The organism is Aliiroseovarius sp. (assembly GCF_030148435.1).
GTDB lineage: Bacteria > Pseudomonadota > Alphaproteobacteria > Rhodobacterales > Rhodobacteraceae > JASBTN01.
Map to the genome: position 1 here is coordinate 1 of NZ_JASBTN010000029.1, position 17,418 is coordinate 17,418.

At 64.9% G+C, this 17,418-nt stretch carries 18 protein-coding genes and 1 pseudogene; 13 read left to right on the top strand and 6 right to left on the bottom strand.

Annotated elements, in window-relative coordinates:
• Positions 1 to 75: 75 nt before the first annotated feature.
• The 3 genes from nagZ to argS all read right to left on the bottom strand — a co-directional run bounded on the left by nagZ (position 76) and on the right by argS (position 3,742).
• Positions 76 to 1,086, bottom strand: coding sequence for a beta-N-acetylhexosaminidase (gene nagZ, locus Q1V43_RS05395; protein WP_300514913.1), 1,011 nt, complete (start codon positions 1,084 to 1,086; stop codon positions 76 to 78).
• Positions 1,062 to 1,943 (bottom strand): SPOR domain-containing protein, encoded by an 882-nt coding sequence (locus Q1V43_RS05400; RefSeq protein WP_300514915.1) that lies wholly within the window; start codon positions 1,941 to 1,943, stop codon positions 1,062 to 1,064. Before Q1V43_RS05400 ends, nagZ begins: the two co-directional genes overlap by 25 nt.
• Positions 1,944 to 2,026: 83 nt before the next feature.
• Positions 2,027 to 3,742 carry an arginine--tRNA ligase gene (gene argS / locus Q1V43_RS05405; protein ID WP_300514917.1) on the bottom strand — a complete coding sequence of 572 codons (1,716 nt, stop codon included), beginning with the start codon at positions 3,740 to 3,742 and terminating at the stop codon, positions 2,027 to 2,029.
• Between the two features lie 199 nt (positions 3,743 to 3,941).
• Between argS and Q1V43_RS05410 the strand changes: the two genes are divergently transcribed.
• A complete protein-coding gene (locus Q1V43_RS05410) occupies positions 3,942 to 4,148 on the top strand; it encodes a hypothetical protein (protein WP_300514919.1) in 207 nt (68 codons plus the stop codon).
• 220 nt (positions 4,149 to 4,368) lie between these two features.
• Here the strand turns inward: Q1V43_RS05410 and Q1V43_RS05415 are convergent, their stop codons facing one another.
• Positions 4,369 to 5,514 (bottom strand): deoxyguanosinetriphosphate triphosphohydrolase, encoded by a 1,146-nt coding sequence (locus tag Q1V43_RS05415; RefSeq protein ID WP_300514921.1) that lies wholly within the window; start codon positions 5,512 to 5,514, stop codon positions 4,369 to 4,371.
• A gap of 77 nt (positions 5,515 to 5,591) precedes the next feature.
• On the opposite strand from Q1V43_RS05415, the gene Q1V43_RS05420 reads away from it, so the two are divergent.
• The 6 genes from Q1V43_RS05420 (at position 5,592) to Q1V43_RS05445 (ending at position 10,786) form a co-directional block, all read left to right on the top strand.
• Positions 5,592 to 5,915, top strand: a complete 324-nt coding sequence (locus Q1V43_RS05420; RefSeq protein ID WP_300514954.1) for an iron-sulfur cluster assembly accessory protein — start codon at positions 5,592 to 5,594, stop codon at positions 5,913 to 5,915.
• Between the two features lie 39 nt (positions 5,916 to 5,954).
• The gene (locus Q1V43_RS05425) at positions 5,955 to 7,133 is read left to right on the top strand and encodes an NAD(P)/FAD-dependent oxidoreductase (RefSeq protein WP_300514923.1); all 1,179 of its coding nucleotides are present in this window, start codon (positions 5,955 to 5,957) and stop codon (positions 7,131 to 7,133) included.
• Positions 7,134 to 7,199: 66 nt separating this feature from the next.
• Positions 7,200 to 7,979, top strand: a complete 780-nt coding sequence (gene xth, locus Q1V43_RS05430; protein ID WP_300514926.1) for an exodeoxyribonuclease III — start codon at positions 7,200 to 7,202, stop codon at positions 7,977 to 7,979.
• 9 nt (positions 7,980 to 7,988) lie between these two features.
• Complete coding sequence (locus Q1V43_RS05435; RefSeq protein ID WP_300514929.1) at positions 7,989 to 8,924, top strand: nucleoside hydrolase; 936 nt, start codon at positions 7,989 to 7,991, stop codon at positions 8,922 to 8,924.
• Positions 8,921 to 9,367, top strand: coding sequence for a GNAT family N-acetyltransferase (locus Q1V43_RS05440; RefSeq protein ID WP_300514931.1), 447 nt, complete (start codon positions 8,921 to 8,923; stop codon positions 9,365 to 9,367). The genes Q1V43_RS05435 and Q1V43_RS05440 overlap by 4 nt, the downstream gene beginning before the upstream one ends.
• Positions 9,368 to 9,376: 9 nt before the next feature.
• Positions 9,377 to 10,786, top strand: coding sequence for a protein adenylyltransferase SelO (locus Q1V43_RS05445; protein WP_300514933.1), 1,410 nt, complete (start codon positions 9,377 to 9,379; stop codon positions 10,784 to 10,786).
• A gap of 164 nt (positions 10,787 to 10,950) precedes the next feature.
• Here Q1V43_RS05445 and Q1V43_RS05450 read toward each other — a convergent pair whose 3' ends face one another.
• A complete protein-coding gene (locus Q1V43_RS05450; RefSeq protein WP_300514935.1) occupies positions 10,951 to 11,592 on the bottom strand; it encodes a hypothetical protein in 642 nt (213 codons plus the stop codon).
• Between the two features lie 68 nt (positions 11,593 to 11,660).
• Here Q1V43_RS05450 and Q1V43_RS05455 point away from each other — a divergent pair, with 68 nt between their 5' ends.
• On the top strand, positions 11,661 to 12,335 hold the full coding sequence (locus Q1V43_RS05455) for an endonuclease/exonuclease/phosphatase family protein (protein WP_300514937.1): 675 nt from the start codon (positions 11,661 to 11,663) through the stop codon (positions 12,333 to 12,335).
• Positions 12,336 to 12,347: 12 nt separating this feature from the next.
• Here Q1V43_RS05455 and Q1V43_RS05460 read toward each other — a convergent pair whose 3' ends face one another.
• Complete coding sequence (locus Q1V43_RS05460; RefSeq protein WP_300514939.1) at positions 12,348 to 13,229, bottom strand: DMT family transporter; 882 nt, start codon at positions 13,227 to 13,229, stop codon at positions 12,348 to 12,350.
• A gap of 95 nt (positions 13,230 to 13,324) precedes the next feature.
• On the opposite strand from Q1V43_RS05460, the gene Q1V43_RS05465 reads away from it, so the two are divergent.
• The 5 genes and pseudogenes from Q1V43_RS05465 to eno form a co-directional block, all read left to right on the top strand.
• Positions 13,325 to 14,581 carry a sodium:proton antiporter gene (locus tag Q1V43_RS05465; protein WP_300514942.1) on the top strand — a complete coding sequence of 419 codons (1,257 nt, stop codon included), beginning with the start codon at positions 13,325 to 13,327 and terminating at the stop codon, positions 14,579 to 14,581.
• Between the two features lie 88 nt (positions 14,582 to 14,669).
• Positions 14,670 to 15,077 carry a Fur family transcriptional regulator gene (locus Q1V43_RS05470; protein ID WP_300514945.1) on the top strand — a complete coding sequence of 136 codons (408 nt, stop codon included), beginning with the start codon at positions 14,670 to 14,672 and terminating at the stop codon, positions 15,075 to 15,077.
• A 165-nt stretch (positions 15,078 to 15,242) separates the two neighbouring features.
• Positions 15,243 to 16,145 (top strand): DMT family transporter, encoded by a 903-nt coding sequence (locus tag Q1V43_RS05475; protein ID WP_300514948.1) that lies wholly within the window; start codon positions 15,243 to 15,245, stop codon positions 16,143 to 16,145.
• A gap of 76 nt (positions 16,146 to 16,221) precedes the next feature.
• Positions 16,222 to 17,112 (top strand): DMT family transporter, encoded by an 891-nt coding sequence (locus Q1V43_RS05480; protein WP_300514951.1) that lies wholly within the window; start codon positions 16,222 to 16,224, stop codon positions 17,110 to 17,112.
• Between the two features lie 168 nt (positions 17,113 to 17,280).
• Positions 17,281 to 17,418, top strand: a pseudogene (gene eno / locus Q1V43_RS05485) (phosphopyruvate hydratase); the annotation flags it as partial.

Consider the following 17,418-nt stretch of genomic DNA (forward strand, 5'->3'; position numbering starts at 1 on the left):
GCCATCCGCTGGGCGACGCTGACAGGCTCCGCGTCCTCTTCGAAAATGGTGTCAGACACCCAAGCCCCCCGGCTTTCAACTGAGTTGCGACAGCTTGGCCTTCAGGGCCGGAATGTCAACCGGCACAGGCGTTTTGCGCAGCGCAATCGCCCGGTCCGCGCGGGCTTGTGCCGCTTGCGACATAACGCCCGCCGCCTCGGCCACCGCGCGCCGCGTGTCCAGATCGGCATTGCACAAGAGCACCACATCGCATCCCGCAGCGAGCGACCCGCGCGCGATCCCGGCGGGTGTCCCGTTCAGCGCCTTCATCGAGATGTCGTCGGTCATCAAAAGCCCGTCAAAGCCGATCTCCTCGCGGATCACGCTGATCACCCGGGCCGACAAGGTGGCAGGCCGGTCGTCCAGCGCCGCATAGACCACATGAGCGGTCATCGCCATGGGAAGGTCGCGCAGCGCCGCAAAGGGTGCGAAATCGCAGGCCCGCAGATCGTCCAGGGGCGCTTCGACCCGGGGCAGGTCGAAATGGCTGTCACAGGTGGCACGGCCATGGCCGGGGATATGTTTGACCACCGGCAGGACGCCCCCGTCCAGCAGCCCGTCCGCCACCGCACGGCCCACCGCGCCCACGCGGCCCGGATCATCGCCATAGCAGCGGTCGGTCAGGAATTCATGGGTATCGGGCGCGATCACATCGACCAGCGGCGCGCAATTGCTGTCCACGCCTATGGCCCGCAATTCGGCGGCCATGATGCGATACCGCAGGGCCATGACCCGCGCCGCGTGCGCGCCCGCGCGCTTCACCTCTTCCAGCGGGGAGCGCCACTCGGTCCAGTCCGGGCTGCGCAGCCGCTGTACGCGTCCGCCCTCCTGATCGATGGTGATCACCGCCTCGCGACCCACCGCCTCGCGCATCTCGGCACAAAGGGCGCGGACCTGATCAGGGCGTTCGACATTGCGGGCGAACAGGATGAAACCGAACGGGTCCGCCTCGCGGAAAAACGCCTTTTCCTCGTGGGTTAACCGGGGGCCGCTTGCATCAAGGATGGTCGCGCCAAAGCGGCTCACCGCGTCACGACCGGAATGCACTCGGCCCGTTCCGCGACCAGGGCCGAACAGAATCGCCGCGCATCGCCCAGATCGGCAAAGCCCATGGCGCGCAACCGATAGAAGGTCCGTCCGCCGCTTTCGGCTTTCTGGATCACCCGGTCCTTGCCGTTCAGGTAATCGCCGAATTTGACCTCCAGCCGGGCCCAGTCCTTGCGCGCGATCTCTTCGGTCTTGAACGCGCCCAGCTGGGCCAGGCGTGTCCCCACCGGAATCGTCGCCGCATCCACATCACGCACAGTGCCGCTGGCCAAATCGACCGGAGGAGCCGACGGCTCCACAGCCGCCACCTGACCCGGCCGCAGTTTCGGGCGCAGGGACTTGCCCAACCCCCCCGTCACCGTCGCATTCGGGGCCTCCATCGCCACGGGCTGCACCTGCTCAAGCGGCGCGATATCCGCGGCAATGCTCTCGGCCAGCGCCATCATGTCCTCTTCGCTCTCGACCGCTTGCGGGGCCGTCCGTTCGGCCTCGACCGGCACCGTCTCAAAGCTCAGATCCAGCGGCTCGGGTGCCAGGATCAGCGTATCAGCCGGGGCCGCTGCGGTGCCGTCCGCGGCCACGTCATTCACGGCAAACCCCTGATTCCGGACCTTCGCGCCGCCAGGGTCCTCGGGCTGCACCCGCACCGGGCCTTTTGCGGCCCGGACCACCGGGATGCCGCTCACATCGCGGGTCAGGGTCTGGACCCCCCAGACCACCATGCCGATGACCAGCGCAAGGGACATCAGGGCCCCCAGAAGGTAAGTGGCCTTCGTCACCGTGCCAACGGTTTCAAGATTATTCTGCTGGTATCCGCCAGACGCGCCCATCGGTCGCGTCGCCTGCATCTGTGCCATTTCTCGCCTCATGCGACACCAGCGATACATCGTCGCCGGGTCCTTTTCCGCCTCTTTTGCCCGGCACGGTCGGTGCGCGCTGCTCAGCGCATCTCGTCGGCCGGTGTGACGCCAAGAATACCAAGACCTGCGGAAATAACAACGGCTGTGGCCCGCGCAAGAGCGATTTTTGCCTGTGTTGCGCCCGTGTTACCCTCCTGCAGGAACCTCAGGTCCGGCTCGTCATGGCCCCGGTTCCACAACCCGTGCAATTCGCTCGCCAGATCAAAGAGGTAGAAGGCCGCGCGATGAGGCTCGTTGGTTCGCCCCGCAATCTCGACCAGGCGCGGCCATTCGGCCAGCTTCCTGGCCACGGCGAACTCGGCCTCGTCCTCCAGCGCGGGCACATCGGACAGCGCCACGTCGCCGGCCTTGCGAAGCGCCGATTTCACACGCGCGTGGGCATATTGCACGTAATAGACCGGGTTGTCGCGGCTCTGCTCCAGCACCTTGTCGAAGTCGAAATCCAGCGAGGCGTCGTTCTTGCGCGTCAGCATGTGGAAGCGGGTCACATCGGGGCCCACCTGCTCCACCACGTCGCGCAGGGTGACGAAGTTTCCGGCGCGCTTGGACATCTTGAAGGGCTCGCCGTTCTTGAACAGCTTCACCAGCTGGGTGAGCTTGATGTCCAGCGGCACCTTTCCGTCCGACAGGGCCGACACGGCGGCCTTCATGCGCTTGACATAACCACCGTGGTCGGCGCCGAAAATGTCGATCAGCGCGTCGAACCCGCGTTCCACCTTGTCGAAATGATAGGCGATATCCGGCGCGAAATAGGTCCAGGCACCGTCCGATTTCTTGACCGGCCGGTCCACGTCATCGCCGTGTTCGGTCGATTTGAACAGGGTCTGCTCGCGCGGTTCCCAATCCTCGGGCTTCTTGCCCTTGGGCGGCTCCAGCACGCCCTCATAGATCAGCCCCTTGGCGTCCAGCGCCGCCAGGGCAGCCTCGATCCGGCCCGTGCCGTAAAGCGACTTTTCACTGAAGAAAACATCCATTTTCACGCCGAGCTGGGCCAGATCCGCGCGGATCAGATCCATCATCGCATCGGTGGCGTAGTCGCGGATTTCCTCCAGCCAGACCTCTTCGCCCTTGCCCACATAGGCGTCGCCGACCCTGGCCTTCAGCGCCTCGCCGACCGGCACCAGATAGTCGCCGGGATAGGTGCCCTCGGGGAATTCCACAGCCTCGCCGTGGGCTTCGAGGTAACGCAGGTAGACCGAGCGCGCCAGCACATCGACCTGGGCACCGCCGTCGTTGATGTAATATTCACGCGTGACCGCGTGGCCGGCATACTCCAAGAGGCTCGCCAGCGCGTCACCGAAGACCGCGCCTCGGGTATGGCCCACGTGCAAAGGCCCGGTCGGATTGGCCGAGACATATTCAACATTGACGCGCGCGCCCTGCCCCATGTCCGAACGACCATAGCCCTCGGTGGTCAGAACGGCGGAAACGAGGTCGGTCCAGACCGATGGCTCCAGCGAGAGGTTCAGAAAGCCCGGTCCCGCAACTTCGGCGCGCGTGATGCGCGGATCGGCGGCCAGCTTGCCCGCCAGCACCTCGGCAATGTCGCGCGGCTTCATCCTGGCCGGTTTCGCCAGCACCATCGCGGCATTGGTGGCCATGTCGCCATGCGCCGCATCCCGCGGCGGTTCGACCGCGACATTGTCAAGGCTCAGCCCCTCGGGCAGCGCGCCGTCGGCGCTCATCTCGGCCAGGCTGTCCAGCACCAGCGCGCGAATTTCGGTAAACAGGTTCATCTCGGGCATCCTTCGTCGTTGCGCGCGGTTTATCACGGGGGGCCGAGAGGTCAACGCCCCCGGGCCACCTGTTGCATTTCCGCCGCGCACAGCGGCCACCGAAGTGGCCGGTTTTGACTCGCCACACACGATAAACTAGCGTTGGTGCGCGCCCCGCAGGGGGAGTACCGAGCACCTGAAAAAACGAGAGAATAACACCATGAAGAAAATCGCAGCCGCGGCCCTGATCGCCGCCACCGCCGCCACCGCCGCCAACGCCGGCGCCTTGGTCGACCCGATCGTCGAACCGGTCGTGATCGTCGAAGAGGCCACCACGTCCTCCTCCGCCGGCATCCTGATCCCGCTCATGCTGCTGGTCCTGCTGGGCGTGGCCCTGTCGGGTGGCAACAGCAGCCCGAGCCCGTAAGGCGCCGCAAAAATGTGACAGAATGGGCTTGGCCCGTTTCTGGCCGATCGAGGGTGAGTGTTTCGCGACGCTCACCCTTTTTCATTCGCACCCTTTGTCATTTTCGCACGCGCCTGCATAGTCTGCGTGAAGTGACGGTTGTAAACTTGGGAAAACCGCGACTGCGGCCCGGTTCGCTGTTGCTGCACCAGCGCCGCAATGCCCCGACTTAGCGGCGCCTTCATCCGGCCTGGATCAGTTTCGCATGGGTCTGAAGCGCAAACCGGTCGGTCATGCCCGCGATGTAATCCGCCACCAGCCGCGCCAGCGCCGTATCGTCGCCGCGCGCCCGCGCCAGGTCCGCGTGCCAATCCGCGGGCAAAAGCTCGGGCTGGGCCAGAAACAGCGGGAACAGATCCTCGACCACGGCCGTGACCCGATTGCGCATCTCGACCACCGAGGGCGCGCGATACATGCGGGTGAACAGGAACTTGCGGATCACTTTCAGATCGGCCCAGAGCCCGTCCGAAAACCGGATGACCGGCCGCCCCAGCGCGCGGATTTCCTCGACCGAGCCGGGATTGGCTTCCTGCAACAGGCGTTTCGAGGTGATGAGCACATCGCCGACCATGGCCCCGAAGACCCTGCGCAACGCCTCGTGACGGCGCCGTTTCGCATCCAGCCCGGGGTATTTCGCATCAACCTCGGCGAAGGCCGCACCGATGACAGGCAGGGCACAGATATCTTCGACCGTGAACAGACCGGCGCGCAGACCGTCATCCAGGTCGTGGTTGTTATAGGCGATGTCATCGGCCAGGGCCGCGACCTGCGCCTCGGCGCCTGCGTGGCTGTCCAATTCCAGCGGGTGGCCCGCGTCATATTCGGCCAGCGCATAGGGCAGATCTCCCGTTACCGGACCGTTATGTTTGGCAATGCCCTCAAGGGTTTCCCAGCTGAGGTTTAACCCGTCCCATTCGGCATAGTGCCGCTCCAGCGACGTGACGATCTTCAGCGCCTGGGCATTGTGATCAAAGCCGCCATAGGGCGCCATCAACACGTCCAGCGCGTCTTCCCCGGTGTGGCCGAACGGGGTATGACCCAGATCATGGGCCAGGGCGACGGCCTCGGTCAGGTGGCTGTTCAGCCCCAGTGCACCGGCTATTGTCCGCGCCACCTGGGCCACTTCGATCGAGTGGGTCAGACGGGTGCGGAAATAATCGCCTTCGTGTTCGACAAAAACCTGCGTCTTGTGCTTGAGCCGCCGAAAGGCGCTGGAATGAATGATTCGGTCGCGATCGCGTTGAAACGGTTCACGAAAGGCGCTTTCGTCCTCGCCATGGAGCCGCCCGCGCGTACGCGTCGGATCGCTTGCATATGTGGCCAGCATCACTGCCTCATCTTGCTGCCCTGTCCCAGCCCCCCTATATTCGGTTTTGCGAACAGAGGAAACGCGAAACCATGGAATTGACCCTGCCTCCCACCGTTACTCCCCGCGCTTTCGAGCGTCTGGCCGAAATTGGCGCCGCCAATCAGGGCAAGGCCCTGCGCGTGGCCGTCGAAGGGGGCGGCTGTTCGGGGTTCCAGTATGACATCTCGCTGGATGATCCGGCCGAGGGCGACCTGGTGCTGGAAGGGGCCGGTGAAAAGGTCGTGGTGGACGAGGTGTCCCTGCCCTTTCTGACCAATGCCACCATTGATTTCAGCGAAGAGCTGATCGGCGCGCGTTTCGTGATCGACAACCCGAATGCCACGGCGGCCTGCGGCTGCGGCACCTCCTTTTCGATCTGACCCCTTGCCCACCGGGACAATCTGATCCAGACCGGCCCCATGGAATTCTGGGACACGATCATCATCGGCGCGGGCGCGGCCGGTCTTTTCTGCGCGGGGCAAGCCGCAAGCACCGGCAAGCGCACCCTGCTGATTGATCATGCCAAACGCCCGGGGGAAAAGATCCGCATCGCCGGCGGTGGGCGCTGCAATTTCACCAACATGCATGCAGAGCCCGGCAATTTCATCGGCCGGAACCCGCATTTTCACAAATCCGCCCTGGCGCGCTTTACCCAGTGGGATTTCATCGCCCTTGTCGATGCCTACCAGATCGCCTGGCATGAAAAGACGCTCGGGCAGCTTTTCTGCGACGAGAAATCCACGCAGATCGTCGATATGCTGCTGTCGGAACTGAACAAATCCGGCGCCGAGCTGCGGCTGAACACGATTGTCACTGACATCACCCATGGCCCGGAAGGGTTTCGCCTCGCCCTGCCCTCCGGCCCTGCCCAAGCGCGGAACCTGGTACTGGCGACGGGGGGCAAGTCGATCCCCAAGATGGGCGCCACCGGCTTTGCCTATGACATGGCGCGCCGGTTCGGCCATGAGGTAACGGAAACCCGCCCGGCCCTTGTGCCGCTGACCTTTCCCGAAGGACGCTTTGCCCCGCTGGCCGGCGTCTCCGCCCCCGCCCGGGTATCAAACGCCCGCAACAGCTTCGACGAAGCACTTCTGTTCACCCATCGCGGCCTGTCCGGCCCGTCGATCCTGCAGATCTCCAGCTACTGGCGCGAGGGTGAGGCGATCGGCGTCAACCTGGACCCGCAGGCAGAGCTTTTCGAGGCGCTGCGCGACCAACGCCAGACCGAGGGCCGGCGCAACCTGACAACGGAACTGGCCCGCCACCTGCCCGCCCGGCTGGTCGAATACCTGACGCCGGTGCTGGGCCTCTCCGGCAACCTCGCGGACCAGTCCGACGCGCGGCTGCGCGAAATCGTGGCGGCACTGCAGGGCTGGGAGCTGACACCGAACGGATCGGAAGGCTACCGCACCGCCGAAGTCACCCTGGGAGGGGTGGATACCGACGGGCTCGACAGCAAGACGATGATGTCGAAACACCAGCCCGGCCTCTATTTCATCGGCGAATGCGTGGATGTGACCGGTTGGCTCGGCGGGTTCAACTTCCAATGGGCCTGGAGCAGCGCCCACGCGGCCGCCCGCCATATTGCCGCAAGCTGACTTGTGCCCACCGCCGTTTGCCCCTTACATGGGCGCGACAGACGCGCAGGATCAATCGGGGGCCCCATGAAAATCGCCAGTTTCAACATCAACGGGATCAAGGCGCGCCTGCCCGCCCTGACCGCCTGGCTGGAAGAGGCCAAACCCGATGTCGCCATCCTGCAGGAGATCAAGTCGGTGGATGAGGCGTTCCCACGGGAGCACTTCGAGGACATGGGATACAGCGTTGAAACTCATGGACAAAAAAGCTTCAACGGTGTCGCTCTGTTGTCGAAATACCCGATGGAAGACGTGATGCGGGGCCTGCCCGGCGACGACGAGGACACGCAGGCGCGTTACATCGAGGCCACCGTGGTGGGCGATCAGGCGGTGCGCATCTGCGGCCTCTACCTGCCCAATGGAAACCCGGTGCCGGGGCCGAAATATGACTACAAGCTTGCCTGGATGGAACGTTTAAGAACGCGCGCCAAAGCGTTGCTTTCACAGGAAGAAACCTTCTTCATGGCGGGGGACTACAACATCATCCCGCAAGCCGAGGATGCCGCGCGCCCAGAGGACTGGACCCAGGACGCGCTTTATCGCTTGGACAGCCGTGACGCCTATCGCCGTATCCTCAACCTTGGCCTGACCGACGCCTTTCGTGCCCGCAATCAAGCGGCCGAACAATACACGTTCTGGGATTTCCAGCGCGGCTCCTGGCAGCGCAATGACGGCATTCGCATCGACCACTTCCTGCTGTCCCCGCAATGTGCCGATCTGCTGACGGACGTGGGCATCGACAAGGAGGTCCGCGGGCGCGAGAAACCCTCGGACCACGTGCCTATCTGGATTGAACTCGCCGCATAAAGGCATGACATGACGCGAAAAATCATTATCGATACCGATCCCGGTCAGGATGATGCCGTGGCCATTCTTCTGGCCCTGGCCTCGCCCGAACTGGAGGTGCTGGGCATTACCGCAGTCGCCGGCAACGTGCCCCTGCCGCTGACCCGGAAGAACGCGCGTATTGTCTGCGAACTGGGGGGCAGGCCCGACACCCGCGTCTTTGCCGGCTGCGACGCGCCGCTGGAACGCCCTCTTGTCACCGCCGAATATGTGCATGGCAAGACCGGGCTGAACGGGCCGGATCTGCCCGATCCGACCATGGCCCTGCAGGACCGGCACGCGGTTGATTTCATCATCGACACGCTGCGCACCGAAGCGCCGGATACGGTCACGCTCTGCGCGCTGGGACCGCTCACCAATATCGCCACAGCCTTCCAACGCGCCCCCGACATCGTTGATCGGGTGAGCCAGATCGTGCTGATGGGCGGCGCGTATTTCGAAGTGGGAAATGTCACCCCCACGGCCGAATTCAACATCTATGTCGACCCTCAAGCCGCTGATATCGTATTCAGATCCGGATGCGACCTCGTGATCATGCCGCTGGACGTCACCCATAGGGCGCTTGTCACCAGACCGCGCAATGAAGCCTTCAGGGCCCTTGGCACCAGGGTCGGCGTCGCGGTGGCCGAGATGACCGATTTCTTCGAACGGTTCGACAAGGAGAAATACGGATCGGAAGGTGCGCCGCTGCATGATCCCTGCGTCATCGCCTATCTGCTCGCGCCCGAACTGCTTTCCGGCCGCCGCGTGAATGTCGTGGTGGAAACACAGTCCGAACTCACCCTGGGAATGACTGTCGCCGACTGGTGGGGCGTGACCGACCGTTCGCCCAACGCGCTGTTCATCGGCGACCTTGACGCGGACGGTTTCTTTGCCCTGCTGACGGAAAGGCTGGCCCGGTTATGAGCACCCTTCGACTGGCCTCCACCGACGATCTGGACCGGCTTGTCAGCCTGGTCGAACGCTACCATGCCCTCGAAGGGATCGAGCAGGATGACGAGACCCGGCGCGCGGCGCTCACCCCGCTGCTCGAAGGCTCCCCCTACGGCGCGATCTGGCTGATCGGCCCGCGATCGGCCCCGGTGGGCTATGTCGCCGTGACCTTCGGCTGGTCGATCGAACTGGGCGGGCTGGACGCGATCGTGGACGAGTTTTTCATCCGCGACAGGGTACGCGGGCGCGGCATGGGGTCGGAGGCGCTGGGGTCGCTTGCCCGAGCACTGGCGGATCAGGGGGTGCGCGCGCTGCATCTGGAGGTCGCCACGGGGAATGACGCGGCCAGGCGGCTCTATGGGCGGCTGGGCTTTGCCTCGCGTGATCGTTACCACCTGATGACGCGGCTGCTGTAAACTCGCCGTATGCGCTTCGACAATTCATATGCGCGCCTGCCCGGGCGGATGTATACCCGCCTGAACCCGGTGCCGGTGGCGGATCCGTGCATCGTTGCGGTGAACGATCCCCTGGCGGCGGAACTGGGCATCGACCCTGCCGAGCTGAGCGCAGAGGTGCTGGCAGGCAACGCCCTGCCCGAAGGTGCCGAGCCGCTGGCCCAGGCCTATGCGGGCCACCAGTTCGGCGGCTGGGTGCCTCAACTGGGCGACGGGCGCGCGATCCTGCTGGGTGAGGTCGTGGGCGACCACGGGCGGCGCGACATACAGCTCAAGGGCTCCGGTCGCACACCCTATTCGCGCAGCGGCGACGGGCGCGCCTGGTTGGGCCCGGTGCTGCGTGAATACATCCTGTCGGAGGCCATGCACGCGCTTGGCGTGCCCACAACCCGGGCGCTGGCGGTGGCGACGACAGGCGAACGGGTGCAGCGCGAACAGGGCTTTCCGGGCGCGATCCTGACCCGCGTGGCCGCCAGCCACATCCGGGTCGGCACCTTCCAGTATTTCGCCGCGCGCAGCGACACCGAGGCGCTTCAGGCGCTCACGGACCATGTCATCGCGCGGCATTATCCGGGTGCCGAAGGCCCCATGGACATGCTGCGCGCGGTGGTCGAGGCGCAGGCCCGGCTGGTCGCGCAATGGATGAGCCTTGGCTTCATCCACGGGGTAATGAACACGGACAACACCGCCCTGTCGGGCGAAACGATCGACTATGGTCCCTGTGCCTTCATGGATGGCTATCACCCTTCGACCGTGTTCAGCTCGATCGACCAATACGGGCGCTATGCCTACCAGAACCAGCCCAATATCGCGGCCTGGAACCTGGCCCAGCTGGCCACCGCGCTCTTGCCACTGATGCAGGACCGCGAGGCCGCCATCGAGGAAGCAACCGAGGTGGTGAACGGCTTTGTCCAACCTTTCCAGGCCGAATGGATGCGGCTTTTCCGCGCCAAGGTCGGGCTGGTAAACCAGGAAGACGGCGACGAGGCCCTGATCACCGGATTGCTGAGCCGAATGGCCAGCTCGAACAGTGATTTCACCAATGCTTTCCGCGCCCTGACCCGCGAGGATGCCAGTGCGCATGTGACCGACCCGGGCGCCTGGGACAGCTGGCTGCCCGACTGGCAGGCGCGGCTGGCGCGCGAACCGGGAGATGCGGTCGATCACCAGGCCACGATGCGCGCCGTGAACCCGGTTCTGATCCCGCGCAACCACCGCGTGGAACAGGCGATCCAAGCCGGGCTGACCGGCGATTTCGCGCCGTTCCACCGGTTGAACGCAGCACTGTCCGCGCCTCATGTGGACAATCCGGAGTTTGCCGATCTGACCCGCCCGCCCGAAGATCACGAGCGCGTCACCCGCACCTTCTGCGGGACGTGAACAGCCTTTTCATCTTTCCCGAAATATCCCCGCCGGAGGCCAAGCGCCGCATGCGGCGCGTTGGCCCGGCAGCACATTCGCAGAATGTGCGAGAAGGCACGAGGGGCACCGCCCCGACGCGCCCCGCGAAGGGCGCCGCAGGCGTCTGCCAAGGGGCGCTCCCGCTAATCCTTCGGCGCCTTGCGGAACATCTCGCGGTTGCGCCTTACGAATTCGGCGATCATGCCGGAAAGCCCCCAGCGCTCCCGCCCCTTGAGATAGGCAAAACCCGCCAGGGCGCCTATGGCCGCACCGATCGTGTCCACGATCAGGTCGCCCATCGTGTCCAACAACCCGCTCTTCTGCATGTTCAGGCCCAACAGCGTGTCCATGGCAAACTCGAACACCTCCCACAGGGTGCCGATGGCCAGCGCGAAGGAAAAGGCGATGATCGAGATCGCCCAGGCCGGAGCGGCGTATTTGTCGCCTTCGAAAAGCGTCAGGGCAAAGACGACGCCCATCAGCCCGAAGCCCATGGCGCTGGCGGCGTGCATGGCCACGTCCCACCAGGCGAACCGTTCATAGAAATCGAAGGCCTCGCCCAGAAACAGCGTCCCGAAGGTAAAGAGCACGATCCAGGCATAGAACCCCATGGGGATGCGGATGTGCAGACGGTCCGCGACAAAGGCCGGCACCAGAGAGGCCAGAAGCGTGCCCAGCGCGATGATCATCAACGTCCACTCGGCTTCATACAGCGCGAACCCGGCCGTGCACAGAAGCACCGCCCAGACCGCATAGACCACGTAGCTTTGTCCGTAGAACACCATGACAAATATGTAATCTGCCCGATCGCCCGGTTCAATCACCCAGCAACTGCACATATATTGGAAGGGAGATGAAACTCCTCACCTACAATATCCGCAAGGCGATCGGCCTCGACCGGCGGCGTGACCCGCACCGGATCCTTGAGGAGATCAACCACTCCGGCGCGGATGTCGTGGTGTTGCAGGAGGCCGACCGGCGCCTGGGCAACCGTCCCGCCGCCCTGCCCGCGCGCCTGATCGTAGAGGAAAGCGATTACACCCCGGTGCCGCTGGACATCACCGGCGTCAGCCTGGGCAGCCATGGCAATGCGATCCTGGTCAGAAAGGGCACGGAGGTCGCCCTGCCGCAGCGCATCGAACTGCCGGGGTTCGAGCCCCGGGGCGCCGTGTCGGTCGAGATCGCGGGCACACTGCGCGTGATCGGCACCCATCTGGGGCTGATGCGCCGCCACCGGGTGCGCCAGCTTTCCGCCCTCTCCGACGTGCTGGACGACCATCCCATGCCAACGGCCATGCTGGGCGATTTCAACGAATGGAGCGCGGCCCAGGGGTTCGAGGCCCTGCATGAGGATTTCACCCTGTACGCGCCGGGGCACAGCTTTCACGCGGCCCGGCCGATGGCGGCGCTGGACCGCGTGGCGCTGTCTCCGGGGCTGGAACTGCGCGACGCGGGTGTGATCGAAACCCAGCTCAGCCGCATCGCCTCGGATCACCTGCCGGTCTGGGCCGAGGTGGCGGCACGGTAACGCCCGACAGCCTCACCGCCGGTTGATCAGCAAGATCCCCACGGCCACCAGGCCCAGCGCGCCCAGCACCGGGACAGTGACCTGCTCTCCCAGCCAGGCCCAGCCCATGAAAACCCCGAAGATCGGCGACAGGAAGGCAAAGCTTGCCACCGAGGACGCCTTGTAGCTTTTCAGAAGCCAGAACCAGACCAGGAAGGCCCCGGCCGCGACCAGCACCGCCTGAAAGCCGATCCCCGCCCAGTGCATCGGCTGCAGGTCGCGCAAGAACGGCCCGAAGAACACCGCCGCCACCAGCATGAGCGGGATCGACACCGCCAGTTGCCACCACATCTGCATCTCCGGGCTAAGAACCCGCAGAGGAGTAAGCCGCGCGCAAAGCGACACGCCCATCCAACCCCAGGCGGCCCCCAGCGCGGCCAGGTCGCCCCAGACCGAAGCCTCCCCCCCGGGACCGGAGCGGTCAAGGATGGCCCAGGTCACACCGGCGAAGGCAAGCAGCAGCCCGAGGAGCTTTACCGGCGTCAGCCGCTCCCCCGGCAGGGCGAAATGCGCCACCACCGCCATCCAGACCGGCATGGAATAGAAGATCACGCTGACCCGCGTCACCGTGGTCAGGTCCAGCGCCACGTAAAGGCAGATAAACTCGGCGGAAAACACCAGCCCGGCCAGCACACCCGCGCCAATCGTGCCCGGGCGAAACTCCAGAGGTACGCGGCGGATCAGCATCCACAGGCTCAGCACCGCCACCCCACCCAGCGAACGCAGCGTCGCACCGAAAACCGGCTGGAACCCCTGGTTCGTCAGCTTGATCACCACCTGATTCACGGCAAGCAACACGAAAACCCCGATCAGAATCGCCGCGCCCCTGCCATCCATATCCCGTTTCAGATCCATCCGGCGACAGGACCGGCCCGCAGGCGCGAAGTCAAGCCATTCCCGACCGACCGGTCGCATGTTATGACGGGCCAAATCACTTTGACGAGGGCCCCATGAGTTTCCTGCAGATCACGTCGCTTCTGATTGTCCTGGCCGGGGCCTTCGGTGCCATCAACTACCTGTTTTTGAAACTTCCCAGTGCGATCGGCATCCTGGTCGTGTCGCTGGCGGCCTCGATGGTGGTCATGGGCGTGGACCTAGTCGCGCCCGGCCTGGGCATCGCCGACGTGGTGCGCACACAGGTCACGGCCATCGATTTCTCGGACGCACTGCTGGAAGGCATGCTGGGGCTTCTGCTCTTTGCCGGCGCCCTGCACGTGAAAATCTCGGACCTGCGCGACCAATGGCGCGTGGTGCTGCTGATGGCGACCATCGGGGTGGGTCTGTCGACCCTGATCGTCGGCACCGGGTTTTCCTGGCTCACCGGCATGCCCTTTGTCATCGCGCTGGTCTTCGGCGCGCTGGTCTCGCCTACCGATCCGGTCGCGGTTCTGGGGGTGTTGCGCCAGGCCAATCTGCAAAAGTCGCTGGAGACCAAGATTGCCGGGGAAAGCCTGTTCAATGACGGTGTCGGCTACGTGGTCTTTCTTGTGCTGGTCGGGGTGGCCTTCCCGTCGGGTCACGTGGCCCCCGACAGCGGAAGCGGTCTGGCCGACGCGGGAATCCTTTTCGTGCAGGAGGCCCTTGGAGGCGCCCTGCTGGGCCTCGTGCTGGGCTGGCTGGTGTTCCGGGTCATGCGCCTGATCGACGACTATTCGCTGGAGGTGCTGATCACCCTGGGTCTGGCCTTCGGCGGCTATGAACTGGCCGTGGCGCTGCATGTTTCCGCCCCGATCATGGCGGTCTGTGCGGGGCTGCTGATCGGCGATGTGGGGGCGAAACACGGCATGTCGGAGCAGACGCGCGAATACGTGGATGCCTTCTGGAAACTCGTGGACGAGATCCTGAACGCGGTCCTGTTCCTGATGATCGGCTTCGAGGTCTTTGCCGTCGCCTTTACCATGGACGCGGTGGTGGCGGGCGTGCTGGCAATAGCGCTGGCTCTGGTCGCGCGCCTCGCCGCAGTTGCGGTGCCGGTGCTGATCCTGCGCCCGTTCCGATCCTTCAGCCGCGGGGTGATTCCGATCATGACCTGGGGCGGGCTCAAGGGTGGGATATCGGTTGCCCTTGCGCTGTCCCTGCCCGACGGCGACTGGAAACCGCTGATCCTGACCGCCACATATATCATCGTGGTGTTCTCGATCATCGTGCAGGGGCTGACCGTGGCGCCGCTGGCCAGGAAACTGGGCCGCGAACCGGAGCTGATGTGACACAAGCGCTTGCACCCCGGCCGCAGTTGCGCCAAACGGTTCCCCCCCGCGCAGCGATGCGCTAGGACATAACAAAGCCGGAGGGAGCATGAGCAAGACCATACTCGACAAATGCGAAGCCAAGGGGCTGCGCATGACCGAACAGCGCCGTGTGATCGCGGGCGTGCTGGAAGGCACCGTGGATCACCCGGATGTCGAAGAGCTCTATACGCGGGTCAGCGCGGTGGATCCGGGCATTTCGATTGCCACGGTCTATCGCACGGTGAAACTGTTCGAAGAGGCCGGCATCCTGGTCAAGAACGAATTCGGCGACGGGCGGGCACGTTACGAACCCGCCGGGCGCGAGCATCACGACCACCTGATCGACCTGACCACCGGCGAGGTGATCGAGTTTGTCGATGAAGAGATCGAGGCGCTGCAGGTCAGGATCGCCGAAAAGCTCGGCTACGAGCTGCGCGATCACCGGCTGGAGCTTTACGGCGTCAAGAAAAGCTGAGCCCTTAAGCTCCACCCCGGCCCGAAAAACACAAACTCCAAGACATCGTGCGGGCGCGGCTCGCGCGCTCTGCCGGGCAATGCCCGCCCACGGGCGAAACATTTTCCATCTGGTCAAATCCGTCCGCCTCCCCCATGGTCGGCGGGTTCGGAATTCGGAGGCGTCATGAACACCCAGCGCAGCGACAATCTGCGTGGCATTGCCCTGATGGTGCTTGCCATGGGGTTCTTTGCACTTGGCGACATGACAATCAAATGGGCCGCCGAGGCCATGCCCCTGGGCCAGGTGCTGCTGCTTCTGGGCAGCGGCGGCGGGCTGGTCTTTGCGACGATGACGCGGCTGCAACGCCACCGGGTTGTCACCCGCGACTTCCTGCATCGCGGCGTGATCCTGCGCAATGTGGCCGAGATCGCCGGCACGTTCTGCATCTTTACCGCGCTTGCCAGGACCGAGCTGTCGCTGACGGCGGCCATCCTGCAGGCCACGCCCCTCGCCGTGACCCTGGGCGCCGCCACTTTGCTGGGGGAGCACGTCGGCTGGCGGCGCTGGACCGCCACGCTGGTGGGGTTCGCCGGGGTGCTCATCATCATGCGGCCGGGGCTGGACGGGTTCGATCCAAACTCGCTCTGGGCCGTGGCGGCAATGATCGGCCTGGCCCTGCGTGACCTGGCGACCCGGCTGGTGCCCGCGGGCATGCCCACCATGCGCATTTCGACCTATGGCATGTCGATGCTGGCCCCCACCGGCGCGGTTCTGCTTCTGAGCGGTCAGGACTGGGTGCCGATGGGCAGCGCCAACTGGGGGCTGATGGCGCTGATGGTGACAGTGGGTGTGCTGGGCTACCACGCCATTACCGCCGCAATGCGGGTGGGCGAGGTCTCGGCCGTGTCACCTTTCCGCTATTCGCGCATGGTCTTTGCCCTGGCGCTGGCGGTTTTCGTTTTCGGTGAACGCCCCGATGCCTGGACCCTGATCGGCACCGCCGTCGCCATTGGTGCCGGGCTCTATTCCTTCCTGCGCGAAGCGCGGTTGACCCGCAAGGCCAGGGAGGCAGGGGTCGCTTCCTGACCACCCGGTCGGAAACGGACAAGCATGCCCCCAAACCGATGCGCCAGATGGCCGGGCGAACACGGAGCCGACCCCCATGAACAACACTCGCGCCATCCTGCTGATGATTGCCGCCATGGTCGCTTTCACGATGGAGGACGTCTTCATCAAATCGATGACGACCGGCTTGCCGGTGTCCCAGGTGCTGATCTTCATCGGCACCGGAGGGTCACTGGCCTTTGCCGCGCTGACCCTGGCGCAACGGGGCACGCTGGCCCCGCTGGTACATCGCGACATGCGCGGTCGGGCCATGCTGGCGCGCAACTTCGCGGAAGGCGCCTCGACCATCTTCTTCGTCACCGCCCTGGCCCTGGTCCCGCTGTCCACCGTGGCCGCCGTGTTCCAGGCCACGCCGCTGGCGGTCACGGCGGGCGCCGCGCTGTTTTTGGGCGAACAGGTCGGCTGGCGCCGCTGGAGCGCCATTTTCGCCGGCTTCATAGGCGTGTTGATGATTATCCGTCCGGGCGGCGAAAGCTTCGACGTGAACGCGCTGCTGCCCGCAATCACGGTGATCGGCATTGCCGCGCGCGACCTGATCACCCGGCAACTGCGGCCGGACATTCCGTCGACCTCGGTCGCCTTCTACGGTTTCGCCTCGGTCCTGGTGGCCGGGCTGGTGCTCCTGCCAATGACGGCCGACCCGATGGTCTGGCCCACGCTGCGCGGCTGGGGGTTCGTGGCCGGGGCCGTGATCTTCGGTGTCGGTGGCTACTATGCCATCGTGCTGGCCTTGCGCATGGGCGACGCGGGGGCGGTCATGCCATTTCGCTATACGCGGCTGGTGTTTTCGCTGATCCTGGGCATGATCGTGTTCGGCGAACGTCCGGACCTCTGGACCATGACCGGCGCCAGCATCGTCATCGCGACCGGGCTCTATACGTTCCTGCGCGAGGCCAGGGCGGCGCGAAGGGCCCGCGCAACCGGCTGATCGCCACCGATCCCGAAACGTGTGCGCTAACATCCCAAGCGGCCCTTTCAAAGCGCTCGCCCCCCCGCTATAGGCCTTGGCAAAGAAATTCCTTTTGCTGCAGGCCTGATCCCTATATCAGGGCGCAGCATCAGTTAGCGCTAACGCGAACCGTGAAAGGCCCCGCAAATGACCCTCATCATCGACATCCTCGCCCGCGAGATCCTGGACAGCCGCGGCAACCCGACCGTCGAGGTCGACGTGATCCTGGAAGACGGCACCCTGGGCCGCGCCGCCGTGCCCTCGGGCGCGTCGACCGGCGCCCAC